Origin of the sequence: Pedobacter caeni (genome assembly GCF_900129215.1) — a bacterium.
GTDB classification, from domain to species: Bacteria; Bacteroidota; Bacteroidia; order Sphingobacteriales; family Sphingobacteriaceae; genus Pedobacter; species Pedobacter caeni.
In genome coordinates this window covers 1,577,258-1,599,641 of record NZ_FQUQ01000002.1, presented here as the reverse complement: position 1 = coordinate 1,599,641, position 22,384 = coordinate 1,577,258, and the positions used below count along the sequence as shown (strand labels likewise).

At 41.5% G+C, this 22,384-nt stretch carries 19 protein-coding genes; 7 read left to right on the top strand and 12 right to left on the bottom strand.

Annotated features, from left to right (window positions below):
• The first annotated feature begins 172 nt into the window (after positions 1-172).
• The 3 genes from BUC20_RS14170 (at position 173) to BUC20_RS14160 (ending at position 4,393) form a co-directional block, all read left to right on the top strand.
• Positions 173-1,942, top strand: a complete 1,770-nt coding sequence (locus BUC20_RS14170; RefSeq protein ID WP_073231640.1) for a peptide MFS transporter — start codon at positions 173-175, stop codon at positions 1,940-1,942.
• A 66-nt stretch (positions 1,943-2,008) separates the two neighbouring features.
• On the top strand, positions 2,009-3,562 hold the full coding sequence (locus tag BUC20_RS14165) for a peptide MFS transporter (RefSeq protein WP_073231639.1): 1,554 nt from the start codon (positions 2,009-2,011) through the stop codon (positions 3,560-3,562).
• Positions 3,563-3,664: 102 nt separating this feature from the next.
• Positions 3,665-4,393 (top strand): polyprenol monophosphomannose synthase, encoded by a 729-nt coding sequence (locus BUC20_RS14160; RefSeq protein WP_073231638.1) that lies wholly within the window; start codon positions 3,665-3,667, stop codon positions 4,391-4,393.
• Positions 4,394-4,431: 38 nt separating this feature from the next.
• Here BUC20_RS14160 and BUC20_RS14155 read toward each other — a convergent pair whose 3' ends face one another.
• The 5 genes from BUC20_RS14155 to proS all read right to left on the bottom strand — a co-directional run bounded on the left by BUC20_RS14155 (position 4,432) and on the right by proS (position 9,512).
• A complete protein-coding gene (locus tag BUC20_RS14155) occupies positions 4,432-4,950 on the bottom strand; it encodes a YdeI/OmpD-associated family protein (RefSeq protein ID WP_073231637.1) in 519 nt (172 codons plus the stop codon).
• Positions 4,951-5,299: 349 nt separating this feature from the next.
• A complete protein-coding gene (locus BUC20_RS14150; RefSeq protein WP_073231636.1) occupies positions 5,300-6,154 on the bottom strand; it encodes a TIGR02757 family protein in 855 nt (284 codons plus the stop codon).
• A gap of 6 nt (positions 6,155-6,160) precedes the next feature.
• A complete protein-coding gene (locus tag BUC20_RS14145; RefSeq protein WP_073231635.1) occupies positions 6,161-7,300 on the bottom strand; it encodes a cystathionine gamma-synthase in 1,140 nt (379 codons plus the stop codon).
• Entirely contained in the window at positions 7,297-7,992 is a 696-nt protein-coding gene (locus BUC20_RS14140; protein WP_073231634.1) for a hypothetical protein, read from the bottom strand. The genes BUC20_RS14145 and BUC20_RS14140 overlap by 4 nt, the downstream gene beginning before the upstream one ends.
• 47 nt (positions 7,993-8,039) lie before the next feature.
• Complete coding sequence (proS, locus tag BUC20_RS14135) at positions 8,040-9,512, bottom strand: proline--tRNA ligase (RefSeq protein ID WP_073231633.1); 1,473 nt, start codon at positions 9,510-9,512, stop codon at positions 8,040-8,042.
• Between the two features lie 104 nt (positions 9,513-9,616).
• Here proS and BUC20_RS14130 point away from each other — a divergent pair, with 104 nt between their 5' ends.
• Positions 9,617-10,588: a hypothetical protein gene (locus BUC20_RS14130; protein ID WP_143166794.1), complete on the top strand. Its 972-nt coding sequence runs from the start codon at positions 9,617-9,619 to the stop codon at positions 10,586-10,588.
• A 61-nt stretch (positions 10,589-10,649) separates the two neighbouring features.
• Positions 10,650-12,167: an OmpP1/FadL family transporter gene (locus tag BUC20_RS14125; RefSeq protein ID WP_084528864.1), complete on the top strand. Its 1,518-nt coding sequence runs from the start codon at positions 10,650-10,652 to the stop codon at positions 12,165-12,167.
• A 118-nt stretch (positions 12,168-12,285) separates the two neighbouring features.
• On the opposite strand, the gene BUC20_RS14120 is transcribed toward BUC20_RS14125, so the two are convergent.
• Together BUC20_RS14120 and BUC20_RS14115 are read right to left on the bottom strand one after the other, a co-directional pair.
• Positions 12,286-14,103: a UbiD family decarboxylase gene (locus tag BUC20_RS14120; RefSeq protein ID WP_073231630.1), complete on the bottom strand. Its 1,818-nt coding sequence runs from the start codon at positions 14,101-14,103 to the stop codon at positions 12,286-12,288.
• A 101-nt stretch (positions 14,104-14,204) separates the two neighbouring features.
• Complete coding sequence (locus BUC20_RS14115) at positions 14,205-14,684, bottom strand: Dps family protein (RefSeq protein WP_073231629.1); 480 nt, start codon at positions 14,682-14,684, stop codon at positions 14,205-14,207.
• A 183-nt stretch (positions 14,685-14,867) separates the two neighbouring features.
• Between BUC20_RS14115 and BUC20_RS14110 the strand changes: the two genes are divergently transcribed.
• The gene (locus tag BUC20_RS14110; RefSeq protein ID WP_073231628.1) at positions 14,868-16,163 is read left to right on the top strand and encodes a LysM peptidoglycan-binding domain-containing protein; all 1,296 of its coding nucleotides are present in this window, start codon (positions 14,868-14,870) and stop codon (positions 16,161-16,163) included.
• Entirely contained in the window at positions 16,153-16,800 is a 648-nt protein-coding gene (locus BUC20_RS14105; RefSeq protein WP_073231627.1) for a uridine kinase family protein, read from the top strand. Before BUC20_RS14110 ends, BUC20_RS14105 begins: the two co-directional genes overlap by 11 nt.
• Positions 16,801-16,856: 56 nt before the next feature.
• Here the strand turns inward: BUC20_RS14105 and BUC20_RS14100 are convergent, their stop codons facing one another.
• The 5 genes from BUC20_RS14100 to BUC20_RS14080 are packed head-to-tail and all read right to left on the bottom strand — an operon-like array spanning position 16,857 to position 22,321.
• Positions 16,857-17,516: a CoA transferase subunit B gene (locus BUC20_RS14100; protein WP_073231626.1), complete on the bottom strand. Its 660-nt coding sequence runs from the start codon at positions 17,514-17,516 to the stop codon at positions 16,857-16,859.
• A gap of 18 nt (positions 17,517-17,534) precedes the next feature.
• Positions 17,535-18,236, bottom strand: a complete 702-nt coding sequence (locus tag BUC20_RS14095) for a CoA transferase subunit A (protein WP_069380508.1) — start codon at positions 18,234-18,236, stop codon at positions 17,535-17,537.
• Positions 18,237-18,284: 48 nt separating this feature from the next.
• A complete protein-coding gene (locus tag BUC20_RS14090) occupies positions 18,285-19,382 on the bottom strand; it encodes a PQQ-dependent sugar dehydrogenase (RefSeq protein ID WP_073231625.1) in 1,098 nt (365 codons plus the stop codon).
• 47 nt (positions 19,383-19,429) lie between these two features.
• Positions 19,430-21,802 (bottom strand): endonuclease MutS2, encoded by a 2,373-nt coding sequence (locus BUC20_RS14085; protein ID WP_073231624.1) that lies wholly within the window; start codon positions 21,800-21,802, stop codon positions 19,430-19,432.
• A 15-nt stretch (positions 21,803-21,817) separates the two neighbouring features.
• Positions 21,818-22,321, bottom strand: a complete 504-nt coding sequence (locus BUC20_RS14080) for a DUF4296 domain-containing protein (protein ID WP_073231623.1) — start codon at positions 22,319-22,321, stop codon at positions 21,818-21,820.
• Positions 22,322-22,384 lie beyond the last annotated feature (63 nt).

Below are 22,384 nucleotides of genomic sequence, written 5' to 3'. Positions count from 1 at the left end.
GGAGATTTAATCTATGCTAAAAGTTTGTGAGTTTGAGTCCGTGTGCCTATCTTGCGCGATGGTTTACTGCAAGAACACACAAAAATCCTACCGAAACATTCCCCTACCACCATATTTATTAATAAGAACTAACTGAACCTTTCTATAAATTATTACACAAAAAAACCAACACATGAATGCACAAAATTTGGACTCTCCAAATAACTTTTTTGAGAGTAAAGTACTAGGACATCCGGCGGGGCTGTTTGTTCTATTCTTTACAGAGATGTGGGAAAGATTTTCCTACTATGGGATGCGGGCATTGCTGGTGCTTTTTCTGACCTCTTCCATTATCGGAGACAATCCGGGATGGGGATGGCCACGAGCTCATGCATTGGCAATCTACGGTTCTTACACTGGTCTTGCCTACCTGACTCCAATCTTGGGTGGATACATTGCCGATAGAATCATCGGATACCGCTGGGCAGTTATTGTAGGCGCAGTCCTGATGACCCTGGGCCATTTGTCTATGGCCATCGAAATAGACCATATCTTTATGTATTTAGGCCTTTGCCTATTGGTACTTGGTAACGGTTTCTTCAAGCCTAACATGACCTCTATCATCGCTCAGATGTACAAACAACACCCGGAGAAAAAAGATGGTGCATACACCATTTTCTATATGGGTGTAAACTCAGGCGCCTTCTTAGGAATGCTATTGTGCGGATACATCGGAGAAAGTAAAGACTGGGGATGGGCTTATGGCTTCGGATTAGCAGGTATCTTTATGTTTATAGGAATGCTTCAGTTCTACTTTACACAAGGCATCTTCGGAAATATCGGACTGAAACCAGTTGAGAATAAGGAAGAAGAAGTTTCTGACAACCTGGAAGAATCCACAAGAAACCCATTCTCTAAGTTCGATCTGTTACTGATCGGCCTGATTTCAGTGATCGGCTTATCATGGATCATCAATGATCCGGTGTCTAAAATTACACACCTGAACCTGTTCGACTTCAAAGTAGGCAGCCTGGATGGCAGTAACTTTATGATCATGATCGCCTTAGTGCTCTTCCTGTTTATATTGGTAAAAAGGATTTCTCAGTATACCCCTGTATTAAGGGATAAAATGATTGCAGTAATCATCCTCGCCTTCATCACGATCTTCTTCTGGGCCTCTTTTGAGCAGGCAGGTGGATCGATGACGATCTTCGCAAAGGATTATACGCAACGCTTATTAACGGGTGATTCCAAAATCATTTTCAACGTAGTAAATACGCTGATCACCGTTATTCCACTAGTGATCATCTCTTACGTTTTATTGAAACTCTTCGCTAAAACTTTCGGTAAATATTCTATTGGTAATATCATCTTGGCCTGCGGATTCATCATCATCTGGGTGATCGTAATCTACATGCTTAAAAACCAATACAGCGAAGTGAAATCTGAAGTTCCTGCCACCTGGTTCGGAATCTTAAATTCACTGTTCATCATCAGCTGTGCACCATTGGTATCCAAAATCTGGGAAAGTAAATACAACCCTTCTGCAACCTATAAAAATGGTTTCGGAATGATCCTGTTGGGTATTGGATTTGCTGCCTTAGCATATGGTTCAAGCACCATCCCTCAGGGAGCAGCGGTAGCTTCAGTAAGCATGGCCTGGTTGGTCCTTGCCTATTTCTTCCACACCATGGGCGAACTATTTATCTCTCCGGTAGGTTTATCTTATGTAAGTAAGCTTGTTCCAGGCAGAATGATCGCCATCATGTTCGGAATCTGGTATTTAGCCATCGCCATCGGTAATAAAATTGCAGGTACAATGGGTGGTATGATCGATGAGATCACCTCTAAATACTCCATGACGACCTTCTTCCTGATCTTCACCTTCATCCCAATCGGATTAGGTCTGATCATCATGATGCTGACTCCGGTTCTAAAAAAATTAATGCACGGTGTAAAATAACAAAATCAAGCCTTTGGAACAATCCAAAGGCTTTTTTTGCTCAACAGATAAACTATAATTTAAGATATGCCAGAAAATCTTAGCCTCGAACAAATCCAGAATTTTAAAGGCAAATACCCCCGACAACTTTGGTACCTGTTCTTCTCTGAAATGTGGGAACGCTTCTGCTTCTACGGAATGCGTGGAATGCTTACCTATTTCATGGTCAGCCAATTGACCATGACTGATGAAAATGCCAACTTACAATACGGTGCCACACAAGCATTCGTTTATGCATTCACCTTTATAGGTGGTCTCTTTGCAGATAAAATCCTTGGTTTCAGAAAATCCCTTTTCTGGGGAGGTATATTAATGATCATCGGAAGTGCCATCTTATCTTATGACCCCCATCAGTTCTTTTTCCTTGGAATCAGCTTTACGGTAGTGGGAACGGGCTTCTTCAAGCCGAACATCTCTACCATGGTTGGTGCATTGTATAAAGGCAATGACCCTCGTCGTGATGCAGGCTTCTCTTTGTTCTATGCAGGTATCAATATCGGAGGTTTACTTGGAGGATATGCTTGTATTACCTTAGGAAAAACCTATTCATGGCACCTGGCTTTCGGCCTTGCCGGAATCGTAATGACGATCAGCTTACTGACCTTCATCTTCACTAAAAAGAGCCTTGGCCCTATCGGCCTTTCTCCATTTGAAGGGGATGATGTTCAGGAAACTTTAGCAGATGGCATCGATGGAAAAACAGCATCAGCACCGGTGACCATCACCAGCAAAGCTATTGGTAAAAAATGGTATGATTATGCAGTTTATGCAGGCTCATTGGCAATCATCCCGGTGATCATGATCATGGTAGCGAAAACTCAGTATACAGACTGGTTTATGTACATTATCGGTCCCGCAACCTTGGTTTACATCATTTATGAAATGACCAAATACACCTGGGCAGAAAGCAAAAAATTAATTGCAGCCATCATTTTCATCCTGTTCTCCATCGTATTCTGGGGCATCTATGAACAAAGCGGAGGCTCTATGGCCCTCTTTGCAGCAAGAAACCTGGACAACAAACTTCTTGGCGTAATTACCCTGGATCCAAACGGAGTAAACAACTCTGCAAACTCTTTCTTCGTAATCATCTTTGCCTTCGTTTTCAGTCTGGTATGGATCGGACTGGCAAAGAAAAAGATCGAACCAAATACCGTAGTGAAATTCGGATTAGGCTTCCTATTCCTGGCAGGAGGTTTCTTTATCTTGTACAGCACGAGATTCTTTGCAAATGCAAAGGGTATCGCTTCTCTGGATGCATTCACTTTGTCTTACCTGGTGATTACCTTCGGTGAGCTTTGCCTCTCTCCTATCGGTTTATCCATCATGACGAAATTATCTCCTGTAAAACTTCAGGGTGTAATGATGGGAATGTGGTTCCTGGCCGCGGCCTATGGTCAGTATGTAGCAGGTATTCTGGGCGCAAGTATGGCAAAAGCCGGTGAGAATGATACCACCGTACAAAAGCTGATCACCTTCACAGATGGTTACAAGCAGCTTGCATTATATGCATTAATCGCCGGAGTTTTACTGATTGTTATCTCACCACTGGTGAAAAAACTGATGCAAGAGGTCAATTAATCCGGTTAAATGATGTTTTAACATAAATTAACCCTCAGTATATGTGATATACTGAGGGTTTTTCGTTTAGAATCCATAATTTCGCTAACTAATTTATTTTACGTGTCAGATAGTCTAATTATAATACCAACTTACAACGAGAAAGAGAATATTGAAAAAATCGTCAGAAAGGTTTTTTCCTTGCCCTATTTCTTCGAAATATTAATTATTGATGATGGATCCCCTGACGGAACTGCCGACATTGTAAAAAAACTGCAACAGGAATACCCAGCGCTACACCTGGAACAACGCACAGGTAAACTTGGACTGGGAACAGCTTATATTCATGGTTTCAGATGGGCACTGGCACGCCCTCAATATGAATATATCTTTGAAATGGATGCCGATTTTTCACACAATCCGGATGACCTGATCCGTCTCCGTGAAGCCTGTGTAAATGGTGCAGACCTGGCCATAGGATCACGCTACGTTAACGGAGTAAATGTGGTAAACTGGCCAATGAACCGGGTACTGATGTCGTACTTCGCCTCCATGTATGTCCGCATCATTACCAGAATCAATATCCAGGATGCCACAGCAGGTTTTAAATGTTACCGCAAACAGGTACTTGCAACCATTCCTCTGGATAAGATCAAGTTCGTCGGCTATGCCTTCCAGATCGAAATGAAGTTCACCGCAATCAAATATGGCTTCAAAGTAGTAGAAGTTCCAATCATCTTTACCGACCGCACAGAAGGTACCTCAAAAATGAGCACAAGGATTTTCAGAGAAGCTTTTATCGGAGTGATTCAAATGAAAGTATGGAGCTGGTTCAGAAAGTACAACAGGTAACACCATTTTTGAAATATGTACTATCTCTGAGGTAAACACTACTCCCCCTTTGGAGGCTTACCGTCCCTCATCATCGTACCAAAATCCCAGTCTTTAGCCATCGCAGAAACAATCCTCACGATTCTTTTTGTTCTGGTAGGTTCTGTTTTTGCAGAGTTTAACCAGTTGATATACCAGTTTTGATGGGACTTTGGAAGTTTCAGGAAGCTTTTTAATAACTCGGGCTCATCGTCGGATAAACAAAGTTCCAGGTCCTCGGGGATCTCTATTTTGAAAGTCGTGTCTTCTTCAACGATCACCTCAACAACCCCGCCCTTTTCCTTTTTTAGCTTTTTACGTAATGTAGCGTTTAAGGAAATGATAAAATCGCCTTCTCCCATAGGAACAAGCGAAAGGCCTTCAACAGGAACCTGGTCCAGTTTTCCTTTCACTCTATAGCTCTTTTTGCAGTTTGCCTTGATTTCATTGGCGATAACGGAAGGGATAAAAATATAGGTCCAACCCGTTTTTTCGCCCATTTCTGCGAAACGCTCTATTTCTGCTTTGAAAGTTACCATAACAATAAAGGTAAAAAATGTTCGCTCTTAAAAAAAGAGGTGTTTTGTTCTGGCTGGAACCTTTGCCTGAAGGGGCAAAATTCCTAGGCCATCACATTAACACCTCTTTTTTTAAAATATTGCTCCTTTGCGGGGAGGCTAAAGCAGGATGTCGAAGCAAGGAGTGTTGAGCAGGATGATTGAGCAGGATGTCGAAACAGGGAGTATTAAGCAGGATTATTAAGCAGGATATCGAAAACAGCGCGTGTTAAGCAGAATGATTGAGCAGGATGTCGAAACAGGGAGTATTAAGCAGGATGTTAAAGCAAGACCCAAAGAGATTTTTCTTTAGGTCTTAATATTTTAGGCTTTAGAACTTTTCTTCAATGCCGAGGCCGAACAAAGCGAAGTCGTATTTCACAGGGTCAATTGGATCGAATTCCGATAGATGAGCAGTTAGTTCTACTGCAGTTTGCCAATCGGTTTGTTTTCTGTTGATCAATCCGAGTTTGCGCGCTACGCGATCTACATGGACATCGCAGGGACAGATCAAATCGGCAGGTTTAATGGTATTCCAGACACCGAAATCAACTCCTTTATTGTCCTTTCTTACCATCCAGCGTAAGAACATATTCAGGCGTTTACAGGTGGATTTTTGTAAGGGGGAAGAAACATGTTTGATGGTTCTTCTCGGGAAATCAGGAAGGCTGAAGAAGTACGATCTGAAATGGTTCAGGGCACGCTCCGTAGCTGGGACTTTCTTTAACTCGGATTGCAGACAGGCAGAAGAAGCGTATTGTTTTGACGTTGAGGAATCTTCTACCAGGTATTCTTCTCTGAAGATAGAATCCGGGGCCAGGAAGGCATCTTCAAGGGTATCGGATTGCTCGTAATGATGCTTGAAGAAAGATACGAAATACAACAGATCAGTATCATTGAAGGTCCGGTGCTTGAAGTTCAATAAGCGCTTCAGGTCGTCATCACTATGGTTTAGCATGAAGTCGTAAGGCTCATTATCCATACGCTGGAAGAGCTCTGTACATTTGTTGATGATCGTCTTGCGTTGCCCCCAAGCTAAAATTGCCGCAAAGAATGCGGCAATTTCAACGTCTTGTTTTTTAGAAAAACGATGTGGAATGCAAATCGGATCATTGGTGATGAAATTGGGCCGGTTGTATTGTTCAACTTTGTGGTCCAAAAAATCTTTAAGTTCCAGGAATTCCAATGTTTCTTATTTTAAAGCTTGTTCTAAATCTGCAATTAAATCATCGATATCTTCTACACCTACACTTAAGCGTAAAAGATTGTCTGTAACACCTACTTTTTCACGCTCTTCTTTTGGGATAGAACCGTGGGTCATGCTCACAGGGTGATTGATTAAAGATTCCACACCACCTAATGATTCAGCAAGTGTAAACACTTTGAATGAAGAAGCAACTCTGAATGTTTCCTGAAGATCAGCATCCTTCAAAGTGATGGAAACCATACCGCCAAATCCACGCATCTGCTTTTTAGCAATGTCATGGTTAGGATGATCTTCAAAACCAGGCCAGTAAATCTTATCTACTTTTGGATGGCTCTTAAGGAATCGTGCAACCTTCTCGCCGTTTTCACAGTGCGCTTTCATTCTCAGGTGAAGGGTCTTAATTCCTCTCAGTACCAGAAAGGCATCCTGAGGTCCCGGAGTAGCTCCACAAGCATTATAGATAAACCAAAGGTCTTTGTATAACTGATCATCATTTACCAATAAAGCACCCATTACGACATCAGAGTGACCTCCAATGTATTTTGTTACCGAATGCATCACGATATCAGCACCCAGATCCATAGGGTTTTGAAGGTAAGGAGAAGCAAAAGTATTGTCTACCGTAAGGATGAGTTTACGCTCTTTAGTGATTTTAGCAATCCCTTCGATGTCAATGATCTGCATCGTTGGATTTGTAGGGGTTTCAATCCATACCAACTTGGTTTTATCATTGATATATGGCAGCATGTTCTCTGGTTTTGATAAATCCAGGAAATGGAATTTAATGCCATACTTAGCGTATACTTTAGTGAAGATGCGGTAAGAACCTCCATAAAGATCATTACCTGTGATCACCTCATCTCCAGGCTGTAATAACCTTAGAACCGTATCCGTAGCACCCATTCCACTTGAAAAGGCCAAACCATGTTTTGCATTTTCCAAAGCAGCAAGGCAAGCCTCTAAGGCCTTACGCGTAGGATTCGTACCTCTCGAATATTCGAATCCCTGATGATCACCAGGAGATTTCTGCCAATAGGTAGAGGTTTGATATATGGGAGTCATTACTGCTCCGGTAGAAGGGTCAGGTTCCTGACCGGCATGTATTGCTTTTGTTGCGAACTTCATATGTTATTATTTTGCTCCATTTCTGCTTTAAACTGATATCCAAGGTGCTTGCCTGTAGGATATCCGCTTGCTGCCAGCATGGACTGTTTTTGATTTAAAGTTACTTCTTTTATTTGCGCAAATGGAGGAATCAGAAGATCCGAATCCAAACAGAACAAAATTGACCGTTCTATGATGTCTGTCAGCTTTTCGTCTGTCACCAGATTATTGGCAATATCCTGATACAGGAAATCCAATGCACCCTCTCCTTCTACCATAAAGTGTTTGTCTTTATTGATGAGGATACGTGCAATCAGGGATCCCTGATCTGCCAGACGGTTGTACTTAATGGAGTCAGCCAGGAAATTATGGATATAAATAACGCCACAATAACTCAAGGAAGGATCATCCTTAATGTATTTCGTCTGAAATATCGAATGGGTAGGTTCAAAGTTAAAAATATTGCTGTGCATAGATACCATCAGCATATCCCCGGAGAATTTAAGTTGAGCTTCAAACTTATTGTTCTCTTTATAATCAATTTCTACAGAAGTATCTTTTACACCATAATCGTGTTTCAATTTCCCTGCAGTCTTCGACAATTGCTTTTTTAACAACTCAAAAATCTCCGTTGTATTCCTGTAAATCGACTGTTTTAAAGAAGCTTTACATTCAAATTCTTTAAGTATTTTACCGTAATTTTCAGTATCCATTAATGCTGGTTTTTATTTACAACACATTATGCTGCATAAACAAATAGTTAATAAGCCCTGGCGAATAACACCCTTTGCTTAGATGGTTTGCCAGAATAAATACAAACACCATCTTCAAGCTTATTGTTTAAAGGAACACACCTGATGGTTGCCTTTGTCTCTTCTTTAATCTTCTGCTCTGTTTCAGGTGTTCCATCCCAATGCGCAGAAATGAATCCGGCTTTGCCATCCAACAATTCCTTAAACTCATCGTAAGAATTGGCATCTGTAGTATGTTCATCTCTGAAGGCAGACGCTTTATTGTAAATGTTCTCCTGAATCTCTTCCAGTAACTGAGCAATATGAATGTCCAGACCTTCCTGAATTACAGTTTGTTTCTCTCTTGTATCCCTGCGGGCAAGTTCAACAGTACCATTTTCCAGATCTCTTCCACCAATAGCCAAACGAACGGGCACACCTTTCAATTCGTATTCTGCAAATTTGAAGCCCGGACGTTGCGTGTCCCGATCATCGTATTTTACAGAAATACCCAGCTTCTTTAACTTCGGCATCAACTCATCCACAAATGCGGAAATCTTTTGCAATTCCTCATCACCTTTGTAAATCGGAACGATCACCACCTGAATAGGCGCCAGTTTCGGAGGCAATACCAACCCCGCATCATCACTGTGTGCCATAATCAAAGCACCCATTAAACGGGTAGAAACACCCCATGAAGTTGCCCATACATGCTCAATCTTTCCTTCTTTATTGGTGAACTTCACATCAAATGCTTTCGCAAAGTTCTGACCAAGGAAATGTGATGTTCCTGCCTGTAAAGCTTTCCCATCCTGCATCAAAGCCTCAATACAATAAGTTTCTAAAGCACCTGCAAAACGCTCATTTGCTGTTTTCATTCCTTTAACTACCGGAACGGCCATCCAGTTTTCTGCGAAATCTGCATAGACATCCAGCATTCTTTCTGTTTCTTCAACGGCTTCCTGCGCAGTAGAATGCGCAGTATGCCCTTCCTGCCAAAGGAATTCTGTGGTACGAAGAAATAAACGCGTACGCATTTCCCAACGCACAACGTTAGCCCATTGGTTGATCAGTAAAGGAAGGTCACGGTAAGATTGGATCCAGCCTTTGTAAGTGTTCCAGATGATGGTCTCGGATGTTGGTCTTACGATCAGTTCCTCTTCCAGTTTCGCAGTTTCATCTACGACAATATTGCCGTTTCCATCATTTTTAAGACGATAATGTGTCACAACTGCACATTCTGTCGCAAAGCCCTCCACATGGGAAGCTTCCTTCGAAAAATATGACTTAGGAATGAATAAAGGAAAGTAAGCGTTACTATGGCCTGTATCTTTAAATTTTTGGTCTAAAACAGCCTGTATCTTCTCCCAAATGGAGTATCCATAGGGTTTTATCACCATACACCCCTTTACAGAAGAATGTTCTGCAAGGTCTGCCTTTATAACAATGTCGTTATACCACTGGGAATAATCTTCGTTTTTACTTGTAATACCTTTGCTCATAACTATTTGGAACGTTTTTTGTGTAAGTTTGCTTGTAATGTAGGCTACAAATTTATAAATTTATACCTACAAAAAACGTGCACACACAAAGAAAACATATAGTTATGAAACCTAACCATTTATTCACCAGTATGCTGGCCCTGACAACAATTGTTGTTGCGTCCTGCTCTGCGCCAAGATATGCGCAGCAAAGCACTAATGAGGATGATGTTTACAACTCTACTGCTAAGGCGCAGATCTATACGCCTCAGGAGCGGCCGAGACAACAGGCATCTCAGAACAACTATGATCAATACGATCAAAGCGACGAATATTATGGCACCAGTGATCCTTATTATGATATGGATTACTCTTCCCGCATCAATAGATTCTCATACTCCAGTCCATGGAGATCATACTACGATCCTTATTTCGACAACTATTACGGATATGGTAACGGTTATGGCTACAATGGCTTTTCATTGGGCTTAAGCTTTGGTTCTTTATGGAACTCTCCATATTATGGATGGGGCAACTATTATTCACCGTTCGGTTATAATCCATGGGGATGGAATAACTATTATGGTGGTGGCTTTGGTGGAGGTTACTATGGCGGTGGCTATTACGGTGGCGGATACTACGGCGGAGGTTATTACGGTGGAACTTATACCGGCAGAACAACCAATGTACCCAGACCGTCTATCGGCAGAGAAGATGGCACCAGAACTTACCGTGGCGGATATAGCGGCCGTACCGGATCAGGTGCAGTCAGAAGTGACATGGATGGCAACGTAATCTCCCGCAGAACGAGGTCAGAAATGTACAATCCAAATGAGCGGACCAGCAGAGGATCAAGAGTTGATAACTCAGGTTCATCACGTGGAGAAAGAACATCAAGATCGGATGGCTACAGGCCAGAACCTCAAAGCAGACCTTCAAGAACAGAAGGATACAGACCGGAACCTCAAAGCAGACCATCATATACTCCACCACCAAGCAGAAGTGGTAGTGAAGGTGGTGGTGGCAGATCATCAGGCGGCGGTAACGGCGGCGGTGGTGGTGGTGGCGGAAGGTCATCACGCGCAGGCAGAGGCTAATTAAGAATCCCGATATTTAGGATATCGGGATTCATTTCCAAAATTCTATTTAACATACTAAATGAAAAAAATTATACTATCTGTAATAGCTACAGTAGCTACTACAGGGTCTTTATATGCTCAATACACTCCCGATGCCTTAAAATTCTCCCAAACCAATTATGGTAGCACGGCAAGATTTAAAGCAATGGGCGGTGCACAAATTGGAGTTGGTGGCGACATGAGCTCTCTGGGTGCTAACCCTGCCGGATTAGGCCTATTCACGAAGTCTGAATTCAGCCTTACTCCCGAATTCAATATCATCAAAGGGAATGCAGACTATCTGAATCAAAATACGAAAACCTCCAAAAATCAATTAAACCTGAATAATGTCGGGGCAGTTTTCTATAGTCCAACCTTTAAACCTAAAGGACAGGATGCACAAAAAGGACTCATCAGCGCTGTGTTTGGAGTAGGTTACAACAGGAACAATGATTTCACGGCAAATCTTGGTGCAAACGGAACGAATAAAGTCAATTCAATTGGAGATTTTTTTGCTGAAGAAGCCAACTATTTCAATAGAGCACCGAATAACCTCCCGAAAGGCAATATTGAAACCATGGCCTACGACAATTATGTAATCGGTTATGACAATACTGTCCCTGCTAACGGTTACTATAATGCCTCAAGAAATAATCAGAACGTATTGACCAACAGCAACCAACAAACTCAATCTGAATTGAGATCAGGATCTACATCAGAAATAAATGTTGCAGGAGCTTTAAACATTTCGAATCAGGTTTATATTGGTGCAAGTCTGGGCTTTGTAAGCACACGTTATGTGAACACGAAAGAATTTACGGAATCCGGCTTCAATGTTGATCAGAATTCTAAGTATGACTTATCTATGAGAACGAATCAGGAAACCAAAGGTTCCGGATTTAACGGACGTATCGGGGTAATTTTCAGACCAATCAGTAGTTTCCGTGTTGGTGCAACTTTCCAAACACCAACCTGGTTGTTTGTAGACGACAATACATCAGTAGTCTTAGATACCAGATATCCAAGTGGTCCTAACGCTGGCGTTTTCACAAACACGCCTAGCCAGTACCCTATGACATACAGACTCCGTACTCCTCTGAAAGGTTCTCTTGGAGCCAGCTATGTAATTGCAAACAAAGCAATTATTTCTGCAGATGTTGATTATACAGATTATTCTTCAATGCATTTCTCTATAGATCAGGATAACAATCAGTCTGTTATTGACAAACAAAATGCTGACATTAAAAAGAACTATACAGAAGCCGTTAATTACAGAATTGGGGCTGAATATAAAGTTGATAATGCATTTAGTTTAAGAGCAGGTTATGCCAATAACGGCAGTCCTATAAAAGATGATAAAAAATCTTATTTCGCAACGAAAATGTATTCAGGAGGTTTAGGGTATCGGGTAGGTGATTATTATATCGACGCAACTTATCAGCGAGTAGAAAGTAATACAGATATAGGAGCCTATACCTTAAATGATTTTTCAGAACCAGTAGCAAATATTGCAGTTGCCAGAAACAATGTGTTCTTAACTTTTGGCGTAAGATTCTAAAGATTTAGAACTCCTGTATTCAGCTACAACTTAGCCAAAAACACTTAAACAAAATAGCCGTATCACTCAGACAGTGATACGGCTATTTTGTTTATATACTATTTTATATAGTCCTGATTTACCTGAACAACGCTGAAAACCGTTCTTCAATATTCTTCTCTACTTCTGCATCTTTAATCAGTTCCGGCGCATGGTGAGGCTTTTTACGCGCGTCAATAATCACCGGACCAGTACAGCCCCAATGTTTGTTCTCTGTAAAAGCACCAATCCCATGGATATCTGAAGCAGGGTTACTTCTCGTAAAAGTAATCCATACCAGGTTATTTATATTTTCTGCAGCAAAGGCACTGTCATCGCATAACACGATTAAGGCAAAGCCATCAAGGTTCTGAGTCAACAGATGTTGATTTAATACTTCCATATCCTCGCTTGCTTGTCTTTGGTCCTGATAGGTTCCAGACTGGATGGTTAACACCCCTGGAATGGCAACACGAACCCCATTAAATGGTTCAGGAAGACTAAATCCGACAGGTAACTCATCTGACAATGTTCTCCGTTTTTCTCCTGCAGCAGCAAACACTACCTTAGAACCACTATTCAATCCATCACCACTATAATCTAAGGTATCAATCGTCGTATTGGTATGGAAATGCAGGTCAGTACGAAAATCTATCCTCGAAAGGATATGCTGCATAAACTTCGAAATGTCATGTGTATCCAGACTTTCATCGTCTTCCCTGGCTGCAATAAACAGGTATTTTGCCAGGCTCAATTGGTTCTTACCGAGAATATGATTTGCGATGGTCAGGATCTCCTGTGGCCTCCGCTCTTTAAGGAAAGGAGTATACCGTTCACTTCCAATCGCGAACAACAAAGGATGTACCCCTGCTGCATCTACTGCATTCAATTCCTTTAATCCATGAATTTCTTTTGGCAATGCCGATCCTGCAATTTCATGAATCAATGCACCAAAGCTGGTATCCTCCTGAGGAGGCCTTCCAACCACGGTAAAAGACCAGATGGCATCTTTCCGATGGTACACATTGTGCACTTTCATCAATGGAAAAGGATGCGTTAAACTATAATAGCCTAAATGGTCACCAAAAGGGCCTTCAGGTTTATTCTCTTGCGGATAAACAGTTCCAGTGATCACAAAATCAGCATCTGCAGAAATACAGAATCCTTCCTCATCATAAAAATACCTGAATCTTCTGTTACCCAAAGCACCGGCAAAAGTCATTTCGGACAATCCTTCCGGCAAGGGCATCACTGCAGCCAGAGGATGAGAGGGAGGGCCTCCTACAAAAATGCTCACCTTTAAAGGTTGTCCCTTTGCATTGGCCTTCGATTGATGTACGCCTATCCCCCTGTGGATCTGATAATGAAGTCCGATTTCCTGATCCTTTATATAATCATTACCTGCCAGCTGAATGCGATACATCCCCAGATTGGCATTCATGATCCCCGGTTTATCAATATCTTCGGTATAGACCTGCGGCATGGTAATAAAGGGACCGCCGTCCATAGGCCAGTTTACAATCTGCGGCAACGCACTGATCGTGGTTTTACTGAATGTAGATTTAAAAGTCTGTTTTAAAGGCAGCGCGGTTAAAGCGGTAAAACCTATTCCCGGAAGCTTTAAAGGATTCTTCAGCACTTTCATCGGGTCAGACCTCAGTCCTACCAGCTGTTCCACTTTATCCAGGCTATCCCTGAACATAAATTTAGAACGCTCTAAGGTTCCGAACAGATTAGATACTGCCGGAAAAGAGCTCCCCTTCACCTTCTCAAAAAACAAGGCAGGCCCCTGCTGTTCATATACCCGTAAATGAATTGCGGCCATCTCGAGATATGGATCTACTTCTTCTTTAATTCTGATTAAATGCCCGTGTTTCTCTAAATCGGCAACGCATTCTGCTAAACTTCTATATCCCATGACCTGCCAAAGATATTAAACAATTGTTGTTTGACATAAAGCCTTTAACTAGAAAAGACCATACATAAATGCATGGTCTTTTATCATTGGGGGAAGACGTATTATTTTTTACCGGCAAACGATCTCAGCATCCAGGTATTTTTCTCCTTAAATTGCATAAATCTGTTTACCATATCATTAGAGCCGTCATCACCTGCGGCATCGGTAGCATCTAATAAATCTCTTTCAATCTGTATCAATTGAGACATATCATCCAGAATGGCATCAACCATATCCAGGTCTTTCATTCCAATCGTATCTGCTTCTTTGATCGCTGACTCTTTGATATAATCAGAAAAACGACTATGAGGTGGTTTTCCCAAGGTCAGTACACGCTCGGCAATTTCATCAATAGTTAACTGGGCATTGGTATATAATTCTTCAAATTTGATATGCAGTGTAAAAAAGTTCTGCCCTTTTACATTCCAGTGACAGCCTCTTAATTTCTGGTAATGCATATGATAATTAGCCAGATAGTCGTTCAGCATGTCTACTACAGGTTTTACTTTTTTCTCATTTAAACTGATTTCTTTTGCGTCCATGGTATTTATTTTTTTATTTTGTTGTGATTATAGGGATCACATATATAACAGTAGGGGTTATAAATGGTTTTGAAAATTGTTATTTAGGCGTACAATACCACTTTGGAAAGAGCGTTTAATATTCAAAATTCCCGCTTTCTTTTATTATTCGTATAATTGCTCATTAAATTTAACAGAACATTAATGTATAAATATTATATAGTATCGCTATTTGCAGTGGTTTTAAACCTATCCGCTGCCAATGCCAATACCAACACAAGGGATTCTATAGGTGTAGAAAACCGCAATGGCAAAAAACTAATTGTCCATCAGGTCGTAGCTAAAGACACCTATTATTCTATCGGAAGAAGGTACAGCGTGACCCCAAAAGACATCATGACCTTCAACGACAACAAATTTTTACAAATCGGTGTCATCATTAAAGTACCTACCAACCTTCCTTTTGTGGCTGAACAGGCTCCGGTAAGAACAACTGCCGCTGGTAAAACAACTCCCGGCACTCAAAACAACACCTCTAACAACACTTCCAACAACACAGATCAAACCTTAGAAGGTGGCCTGATCGAACATGCTGTCCAGAAAAAGGAAAACCTGAATATGCTGGCAGAAAAGTATGGCACAACGGTAAATGAAATCAAAAGGGTCAATAACCTGAGAACAATTAACCTTCAGATTGGCCAGTTGTTAAAGATCCCTGCAACAAAATCAGCAGAAGAACAACCCACAGAAACTGCAAGTAATACAAAACCAAATACCACTCCTGTCACATCGCAACAATCTCCGGTTACCGCACAACAGACGCCAGTGATAGAGAACAGAAAAAAGGAAGAAGTACTCGTTCCTATTTTCCCTAAAAAACAACCTGCTACCACAACTACTCCTGCAACACAAACACAAACCCCACCGGCAACCACCTCTGCACCTTCAAATGAAGAACTGCTGGTACATACCGTTGCTTCTAATGAAACCATTTACTCCATTGCCACTACTTATAGAATGACAATGGATCAGCTAAAAACAAAAAACGGATTGATCAATAACTCACTTACTGTGGGTCAGAAATTATTAATCAGAGGACAGTATCCACCAAAACCACTACCTAATGCTCATAATGAAGTAGAAGGTACTGTTGATACTTTAAATTCTATAAAAAATCCTTCGTTGAGGTTACCGGCCAGCAGATATGGCTTAAACCAAATGGACGAAAAAGGAACCGGAATCTGGATCGCTGATCCGGATCTTGACCCTTCAAAAATGCTGGTATTACATCGCTCTGCTCCTATCGGAACAGTCATGAAAATTACCAATCCAATGAGCAACAGATCCACCTTTGCAAAGGTTGTTGGTAAATTTACAGAGAATGAGTCTACAAAAGATGTTATCATTGTAATGACCAAAGCCGTTGCTGATGCATTAGGCGCATTGGACAAAAGATTTTTTTGTAATTTAACGTACGGTGGACAAGACAATGAACAATAAGCCATTTATCATTGGTATTGCGGGGGGAAGTGGTTCCGGTAAAACCTTTTTTTTAAATTGTTTCTTACATCATTTTAAACATGATGAAGTTACCCTGGTTTCTCAGGATGACTATTACATTCCTGTGGGAGAAATGACCCAGGAAGAAAACAAACTATATAATTTTGATTTACCTTCTACCATTGATAACGAGCAGTTCCTGCTTGATATTAAGAAACTGGTAAAAGGTGAAGTGATCTACAAAAAGGAATATAATTTCAATAATCCTTTAGCAGTAACAAAAATTCTGGAGATTAATCCAGCTCCTATTATTATCGTAGAAGGCCTTTTCATTCTGCATTTCGAGGAGATTGCAGCAATGCTCGATCACCGCATATTTGTAGAGGCTGAAGATGCAGTTGCTCTGGCCAGAAGGATCAAACGCGATGGAATGGAACGTGGGTACTCTGAAGAAGATGTAACTTACAAATGGATCAACCATGTGGTTCCGGCATATCATGAATATTTATTGCCTTACAGAGGAGATTGCGACAAGATTATTGTCAACAATTTCGATACACCTGATGACATCATCAAAATCACAGATGAAATCTCTGCTGATTTAAAAGTAAAATACTGTAAACACAAACAGGAATAACATAAAAAGGGACGCAATTGCGTCCCTTTTCTATTTAACAATGAATATTTCTATTTTTAGTCAAAAATCATTTCCGGCACATTGTCATCCGCAAACAGTTTACCTGTAGTGGCCTGTCTGATGTAATCCACGCTCACACCCGGTGCCCTTTCAATCAGTTTAAAACCTCCTTCAGGAAGCACATCCAATACCGCAAGCTCAGTAACGATCTTTTTGATACAATTCACTCCCGTAAGCGGTAAAGTACATTTCGGCAATAACTTACTTTCTCCTGCTTTATTTACATGCTGCATCGCTACAATAATGTTCTTTGCAGAAGCCACAAGATCCATTGCTCCTCCCATTCCTTTCACCATCTTGCCCGGGATCTTCCAGTTCGCAATATCTCCGTTCTCAGACACTTCCATAGCCCCTAAAATAGTAAGGTCTATCTTCTGGCTCCTGATCATGCCAAAGCTCAATGCAGAGTCAAAGATCGAAGATCCTGGTAAAGTCGTAATCGTTTGTTTTCCTGCATTGATCAGATCTGCATCTTCTTCTCCTTCAAAAGGGAATGGCCCCATTCCCAGCAATCCGTTTTCAGATTGCAATACCACGTTGATTCCTGCAGGAATATAATTGGCTACCAATGTAGGAATGCCGATCCCTAAATTCACATAAAATCCGTCTTTGATTTCTTTTGCGATACGCTTCGCAATTCCGTCCTTATCCAACATACTAATAATTTAATAGGATTAATTTTTTGTTCTGACTGTTCGTTGCTCGATTCTTTTCTCATAACCGGCACCTTGAAATATGCGGTGAACGAATACACCGGGCGTATGAATATGATCAGGATCTAATTCTCCTGCTTCCACCAGCTCTTCTACTTCAGCAATGGTGATCTTTCCTGCCATCGCCATTACCGGATTGAAATTCCTGCTCGTCGACCTGAAGATCAGGTTTCCTGCGGTATCTCCTTTCCAGGCTTTAACAATTGCAAAATCAGCATCAAAAGCATATTCCATCAGGTAGTCTTTCCCATTAAAGTTTCGTACTTCCTTTCCTTCGGCCACTTCTGTACCTACTCCAGCCGGAGTAAAAATTGCAGGCATTCCATATCCGGAAGCCATACACCTTGTTGCCAATGTTCCTTGCGGAATCAGCTCTACTTCCAATTCCCCGCTTAGCAACTGACGTTCAAATTCTGCATTTTCACCTACATAGGAAGAGATCATTTTCTTCACCTGACGTTGTTGCAACATCAGCCCGATTCCGAAATCATCTACTCCTGCATTGTTGGATATACATGTTAAATCTTTTACGCCTTTCTTTACCAGAGCGGTAATGCAATTCTCAGGAATACCACAAAGCCCAAAACCGCCGAGCATTAAGGTATTCCCATTCTCGATATCGCTGATGGCTTCATCAGCACCCGAAACTACTTTATTGATCATATATAAGGTTTTGCTACTAAATTATAGTATAAAATGTGTTCCAACAATTTATTTGGCTATTTCTATAATTTTATCGTTATTCCCGGTGCTGCTCGCGATGTAAATCTTCCCGTCAGGCGACTGGCATATGGCTCTCAACCGGCCAAATTCATTAACTAAAAAGTCTTTTGCTTCCGTGATTTTATCGCCTCCTGCACTGAGCTTCAACTGCGTCAGCTTTGAAGCCTTCAGACTCACCAGTAACAAAGAGTTTTTCCATTGGGGGATATAATCCGAATTGTAATAAGAAATGCTCGCAGTGGCGATGGTAGGCGTCCAGGCAAACAATGGTTCCACTACATTATTGATGGCGCAGAAACCCTGCTCTGTTGTTGTATTGCAAAAGCCTTCAACATTAGGCCATCCATAATTCCTTCCTTTTACAATCAGGTTAATCTCGTCATCACTATTTGCGCCATGTTCAGAAGAATAGATCTTATCTCCTACCTGGATTAATCCCTGAGGGTTCCGATGTCCGAAGCTCCATAAAGGACTACCCGCATTGGGATTATCAGCAGGAATACTTCCATCCAGGTTCAAACGAAGGATTTTTCCGGAAAGAGAACCTGTGTTTTGTGCATTAGGGGCATTGCTTGCATCACCGGTACTGATCATCAGCTTCCGGTCAGCGGTAATCAGTAGCCTTGAACCATTGTGAATACTGGCCGCAGGAATCTGATCAATGATCGTTACAGGAGCACTAAGCGCTCCATTTGCATAATTAAAACGGACCACTTTTTCTCTGTAATTGCCACCGGTTGTATAATTATAGACCACATAAACCCATGGATTAGTCGTAAAATCAGGATGTAAAGCCATTCCCAATAAACCACCTTCTCCATTAGAGACTACTTCAGAAATCGTATGTAATAACGTAACTTTTCCCGTCTGAGGATCTACCCTGCTGATCCTTCCCGGCCGTTCAGTCATCCAGATCTGCTGATCCGGACCATAGATCATCTCCCAGGGATGAACCAGACCTGAACTCAATACACGGGTCTTTAATTCCGCATCAGGAAGGGGATTTCCCGTTCCGTCAGATTTACTTTTCTTACAGGCAGAAAAGCTAAGCAGAAGTGCAAAAGCACTGATGATCAAGGTTTTCATAGGACATTGCTTTTTTAATATAACAGCAATGTCCCAAATATGTTTACTTAATTGAAATATACGTAAGTGATGCCATCGCCTCCTCTGTCGGCATGCTCATCCTCTACCCGGTTTACCTGGCTATACTTCTTCAGGTATTCACGGATCAGCTTTCTTAAAATCCCGTCTCCTTTTCCATGGATCAGTTTAATGAAAGGAAAGCCCAGCATGATTGATTTGTCCAGGTATTTCTCCACTTCATGAAGCGCATTATCACCACGCATTCCACGCAGGTCCAGTTCCGCCGTAAAGTTTCCAATCGCTTCAGAGATACTTCCGGTGTAGGAGTTGTTCTGAATGGCTTTTTTAGCTTGTTTGTTGCTGATCTTATACACCCTGTTTTTCTTCAAAACAGAACGTAGATCACCTAAAGCCACCACCAGGTTATCCCGGTTAATTTCTAACACCTGACCAGTAGTTTCGCTGTTATTCAGCTGCACCCAATCGCCCACTTCTATAGGGGTATTCAATGGTACCGCCACTTCAGGTTTCTTTTCTTCTTTGACCTGATTTTGCACCATCACCTTTTGCAGGTTTTGTCGCAATTGCTTGGTCACCGTTTTATCTGCCTGATTTTCCTTGATCTCAGCAATCGTATTTTCTACCAGTTTGTTCGCATTCTTAATGATCGCCTGCGCTTCCAGCTTCGCTTCTTTGATGAGCACTTTCTTGTTCTCATCTAAAAACAGCTTCAGTTTCTCATTTTCAGCAACCAGGTTTTTCACCTTGTTCTGTTGCGTAGACAAATGCAGTTTCGTATCATAAATCTGCTTTTTCTCCCTTTCCAGATCTACCAGTAAACTGTCGATCCTGTTCTGGTTGGTTCCTGTTTTTGCCCTTGCCAGTTCCAGTACTTCCTTTTGAAGTCCGATGTTCTGTGCAATTTCAAAAGCATAAGAACTTCCCGGCTTACCGATTTCCAGGACATAGAGTGGCTTCATCTTATCGTTATCGAATAACATGGACGCGTTTTCCAGTCCGGGGGTATTGCCGGCAAAAAGTTTCAGGTTGGAATAGTGGGTAGTGATTACCCCCCGTACCTTTTTATTGTTCAATACTTCCAGTACCGCTTCCGCCATCGGCCCTCCAAACTGAGGATCAGTACCTGTTCCAAACTCATCGATCAGCACCAGTGTTTTCGGAGAAGCATGTTCTACGAAATAACGCATTTTCGTTAAATGCGCACTATAGGTACTCAAATCACTTTCTATGGATTGATCATCACCGATATCGGCAAAGATGTTTTCAAAAATCCCTACCTCACTTGATTCATGCACAGGAATCAGCAAACCTGATTGTACCATCAGCTGCAATAAACCTACAGTTTTCATACAGACCGACTTTCCTCCCGCATTGGGTCCTGAAACCAAAATAATTCTCAGCTCAGACGTGATGTGCATATTCAATGGCACCACCGTCTTTTTATCGGCCTTAAAGGAAAGGTACAACAAAGGATGACGTGCATTGATCAGTTTTGTTTTAGCCTCCTTGATCAGGACCGGCATATCGGCTTCCACCTCTATCGCAAACAAAGCCTTTGCACGGACAAAATCCAGTTTGGTCAGGAATCCATGATAAGACAACAACAAAGGCGTATAAGGCCTCAGATCAGTGGTCAGTGCAATCAGGATCTTGATGATCTCCCTGCGTTTATCAAATTCCAGATCTCTGAGCTTATTATTTAAAGTAAAGACTTCTTCCGGCTCCATATACACGGTCTGCCCGCTGGCCGACTCATCATGGATGAAACCTTTCATCTTTCTTTTATTTTCTGCCAGGATCGGAATACACATTCTTCCATCCCTGATGGTCAGACTTCCATCTGCCACCCAGTTGTTGCCTACCGCCTGCTTAAAAATGGAATCCATCCGCTTGCGGACATCCTGTTCTGCTTTGGAAATATCGCCGATAATCTGTTGCAACGTAGTTGAAGCATTCGGCTTAATTTTTCCTTTGGGATCAAGAACAGTCTCAATTCTTTTCAGGATATTCTTTTCAACAGGAAGGTGTTCCAGTAAGGCTTCCAGGTTGGGGTAAACTTCTTTTCTTTCTTCAAAAAACCTCAGTACCGAAAATACGGTTTGCAGTGAGGCATACATTTGGTGTAACTCATCTTCTACCAGATACGTTCCTTCTACTTTGATCTTATCAGCAAGGCTTTTAATATCAAAAAAGGTACTGATCTGTAAGGGTTCCTGGTTTTCCAGGATACTTTTAAACTCATTGGTTTGCCGTAAAAACTTATTGATCTGGTCATACTTCGTCATGACCTGCATTTTATCGACCATCTGCTGCCCCATCGGGCTTAAACAGTGTTTATGAATAAGTTGTCTGATCTCATTAAAACCCAAACGCTCTAAACAATTCTCAGGATATAACATACTTATATTAATATTTTATTTGGGTTCTGTATAAACCATCTTTGGTTGAATAATATCTATTTTCGCCTTCGTTGTGGTGTCTTTCAGGAGAAAACGGATTTTGTACTCGGGATTCGCTTTCATCAGTGAATCCGCACTCTTTTTCAGCGCCTGTTCCAGCCTGACTTTGACGTTCGACAAGGAGTCTGATTTTACAATCACATCCTTTTGCCTGCTAAGGTCGGCCACCACGTCTCCATAAATCTGATCCAGTACCTTAGGATTTTTGTAGTAATAAGCCATGCTCTTTGCATACATCGCAGAATCCGTATCGTACTTTTTATAAACGCCCTTATAATACGATGCGGCAACCTTCTTCGCTGAGTCTACACTTGGAATTGAGGATACATAACCATCAACCACATGAATATCACTCAACAATGCCGACATTTGGCCAGGTTGAATGATGTCTTTTGGAATACCGGGTTTGCAGCCTGAAATCAGTAAAAAAAGGAAGACGATATATAGAAAGTTTCTCATTATGCTTAAAACATCATTATTTCTTAGACAAAGTTCGCTAAGGTTCTTAATTTTACCAAAAAT

Excerpts from the sequence above, each read along its gene's own strand:
- BUC20_RS14080 (WP_073231623.1), bottom strand. The coding sequence starts at position 22,321 with ATGAGAAACTTTCTATATATCGTCTTCCTTTTTTTACTGATTTCAGGC.
- BUC20_RS14125 (WP_084528864.1), top strand. The coding sequence starts at position 10,650 with ATGAAAAAAATTATACTATCTGTAATAGCTACAGTAGCTACTACAGGG.
- BUC20_RS14090 (WP_073231625.1), bottom strand. The coding sequence starts at position 19,382 with ATGAAAACCTTGATCATCAGTGCTTTTGCACTTCTGCTTAGCTTTTCT.
- BUC20_RS14140 (WP_073231634.1), bottom strand. The coding sequence starts at position 7,992 with ATGGATACTGAAAATTACGGTAAAATACTTAAAGAATTTGAATGTAAA.
- BUC20_RS14165 (WP_073231639.1), top strand. The coding sequence starts at position 2,009 with ATGCCAGAAAATCTTAGCCTCGAACAAATCCAGAATTTTAAAGGCAAA.
- BUC20_RS14105 (WP_073231627.1), top strand. The coding sequence starts at position 16,153 with ATGAACAATAAGCCATTTATCATTGGTATTGCGGGGGGAAGTGGTTCC.
- BUC20_RS14115 (WP_073231629.1), bottom strand. The coding sequence starts at position 14,684 with ATGGACGCAAAAGAAATCAGTTTAAATGAGAAAAAAGTAAAACCTGTA.
- BUC20_RS14145 (WP_073231635.1), bottom strand. The coding sequence starts at position 7,300 with ATGAAGTTCGCAACAAAAGCAATACATGCCGGTCAGGAACCTGACCCT.
- BUC20_RS14120 (WP_073231630.1), bottom strand. The coding sequence starts at position 14,103 with ATGGGATATAGAAGTTTAGCAGAATGCGTTGCCGATTTAGAGAAACAC.
- BUC20_RS14095 (WP_069380508.1), bottom strand. The coding sequence starts at position 18,236 with ATGATCAATAAAGTAGTTTCGGGTGCTGATGAAGCCATCAGCGATATC.
- BUC20_RS14155 (WP_073231637.1), bottom strand. The coding sequence starts at position 4,950 with ATGGTAACTTTCAAAGCAGAAATAGAGCGTTTCGCAGAAATGGGCGAA.
- BUC20_RS14100 (WP_073231626.1), bottom strand. The coding sequence starts at position 17,516 with ATGTTGGATAAGGACGGAATTGCGAAGCGTATCGCAAAAGAAATCAAA.
- BUC20_RS14085 (WP_073231624.1), bottom strand. The coding sequence starts at position 21,802 with ATGTTATATCCTGAGAATTGTTTAGAGCGTTTGGGTTTTAATGAGATC.
- BUC20_RS14110 (WP_073231628.1), top strand. The coding sequence starts at position 14,868 with ATGTATAAATATTATATAGTATCGCTATTTGCAGTGGTTTTAAACCTA.
- BUC20_RS14130 (WP_143166794.1), top strand. The coding sequence starts at position 9,617 with ATGAAACCTAACCATTTATTCACCAGTATGCTGGCCCTGACAACAATT.
- proS (WP_073231633.1), bottom strand. The coding sequence starts at position 9,512 with ATGAGCAAAGGTATTACAAGTAAAAACGAAGATTATTCCCAGTGGTAT.
- BUC20_RS14170 (WP_073231640.1), top strand. The coding sequence starts at position 173 with ATGAATGCACAAAATTTGGACTCTCCAAATAACTTTTTTGAGAGTAAA.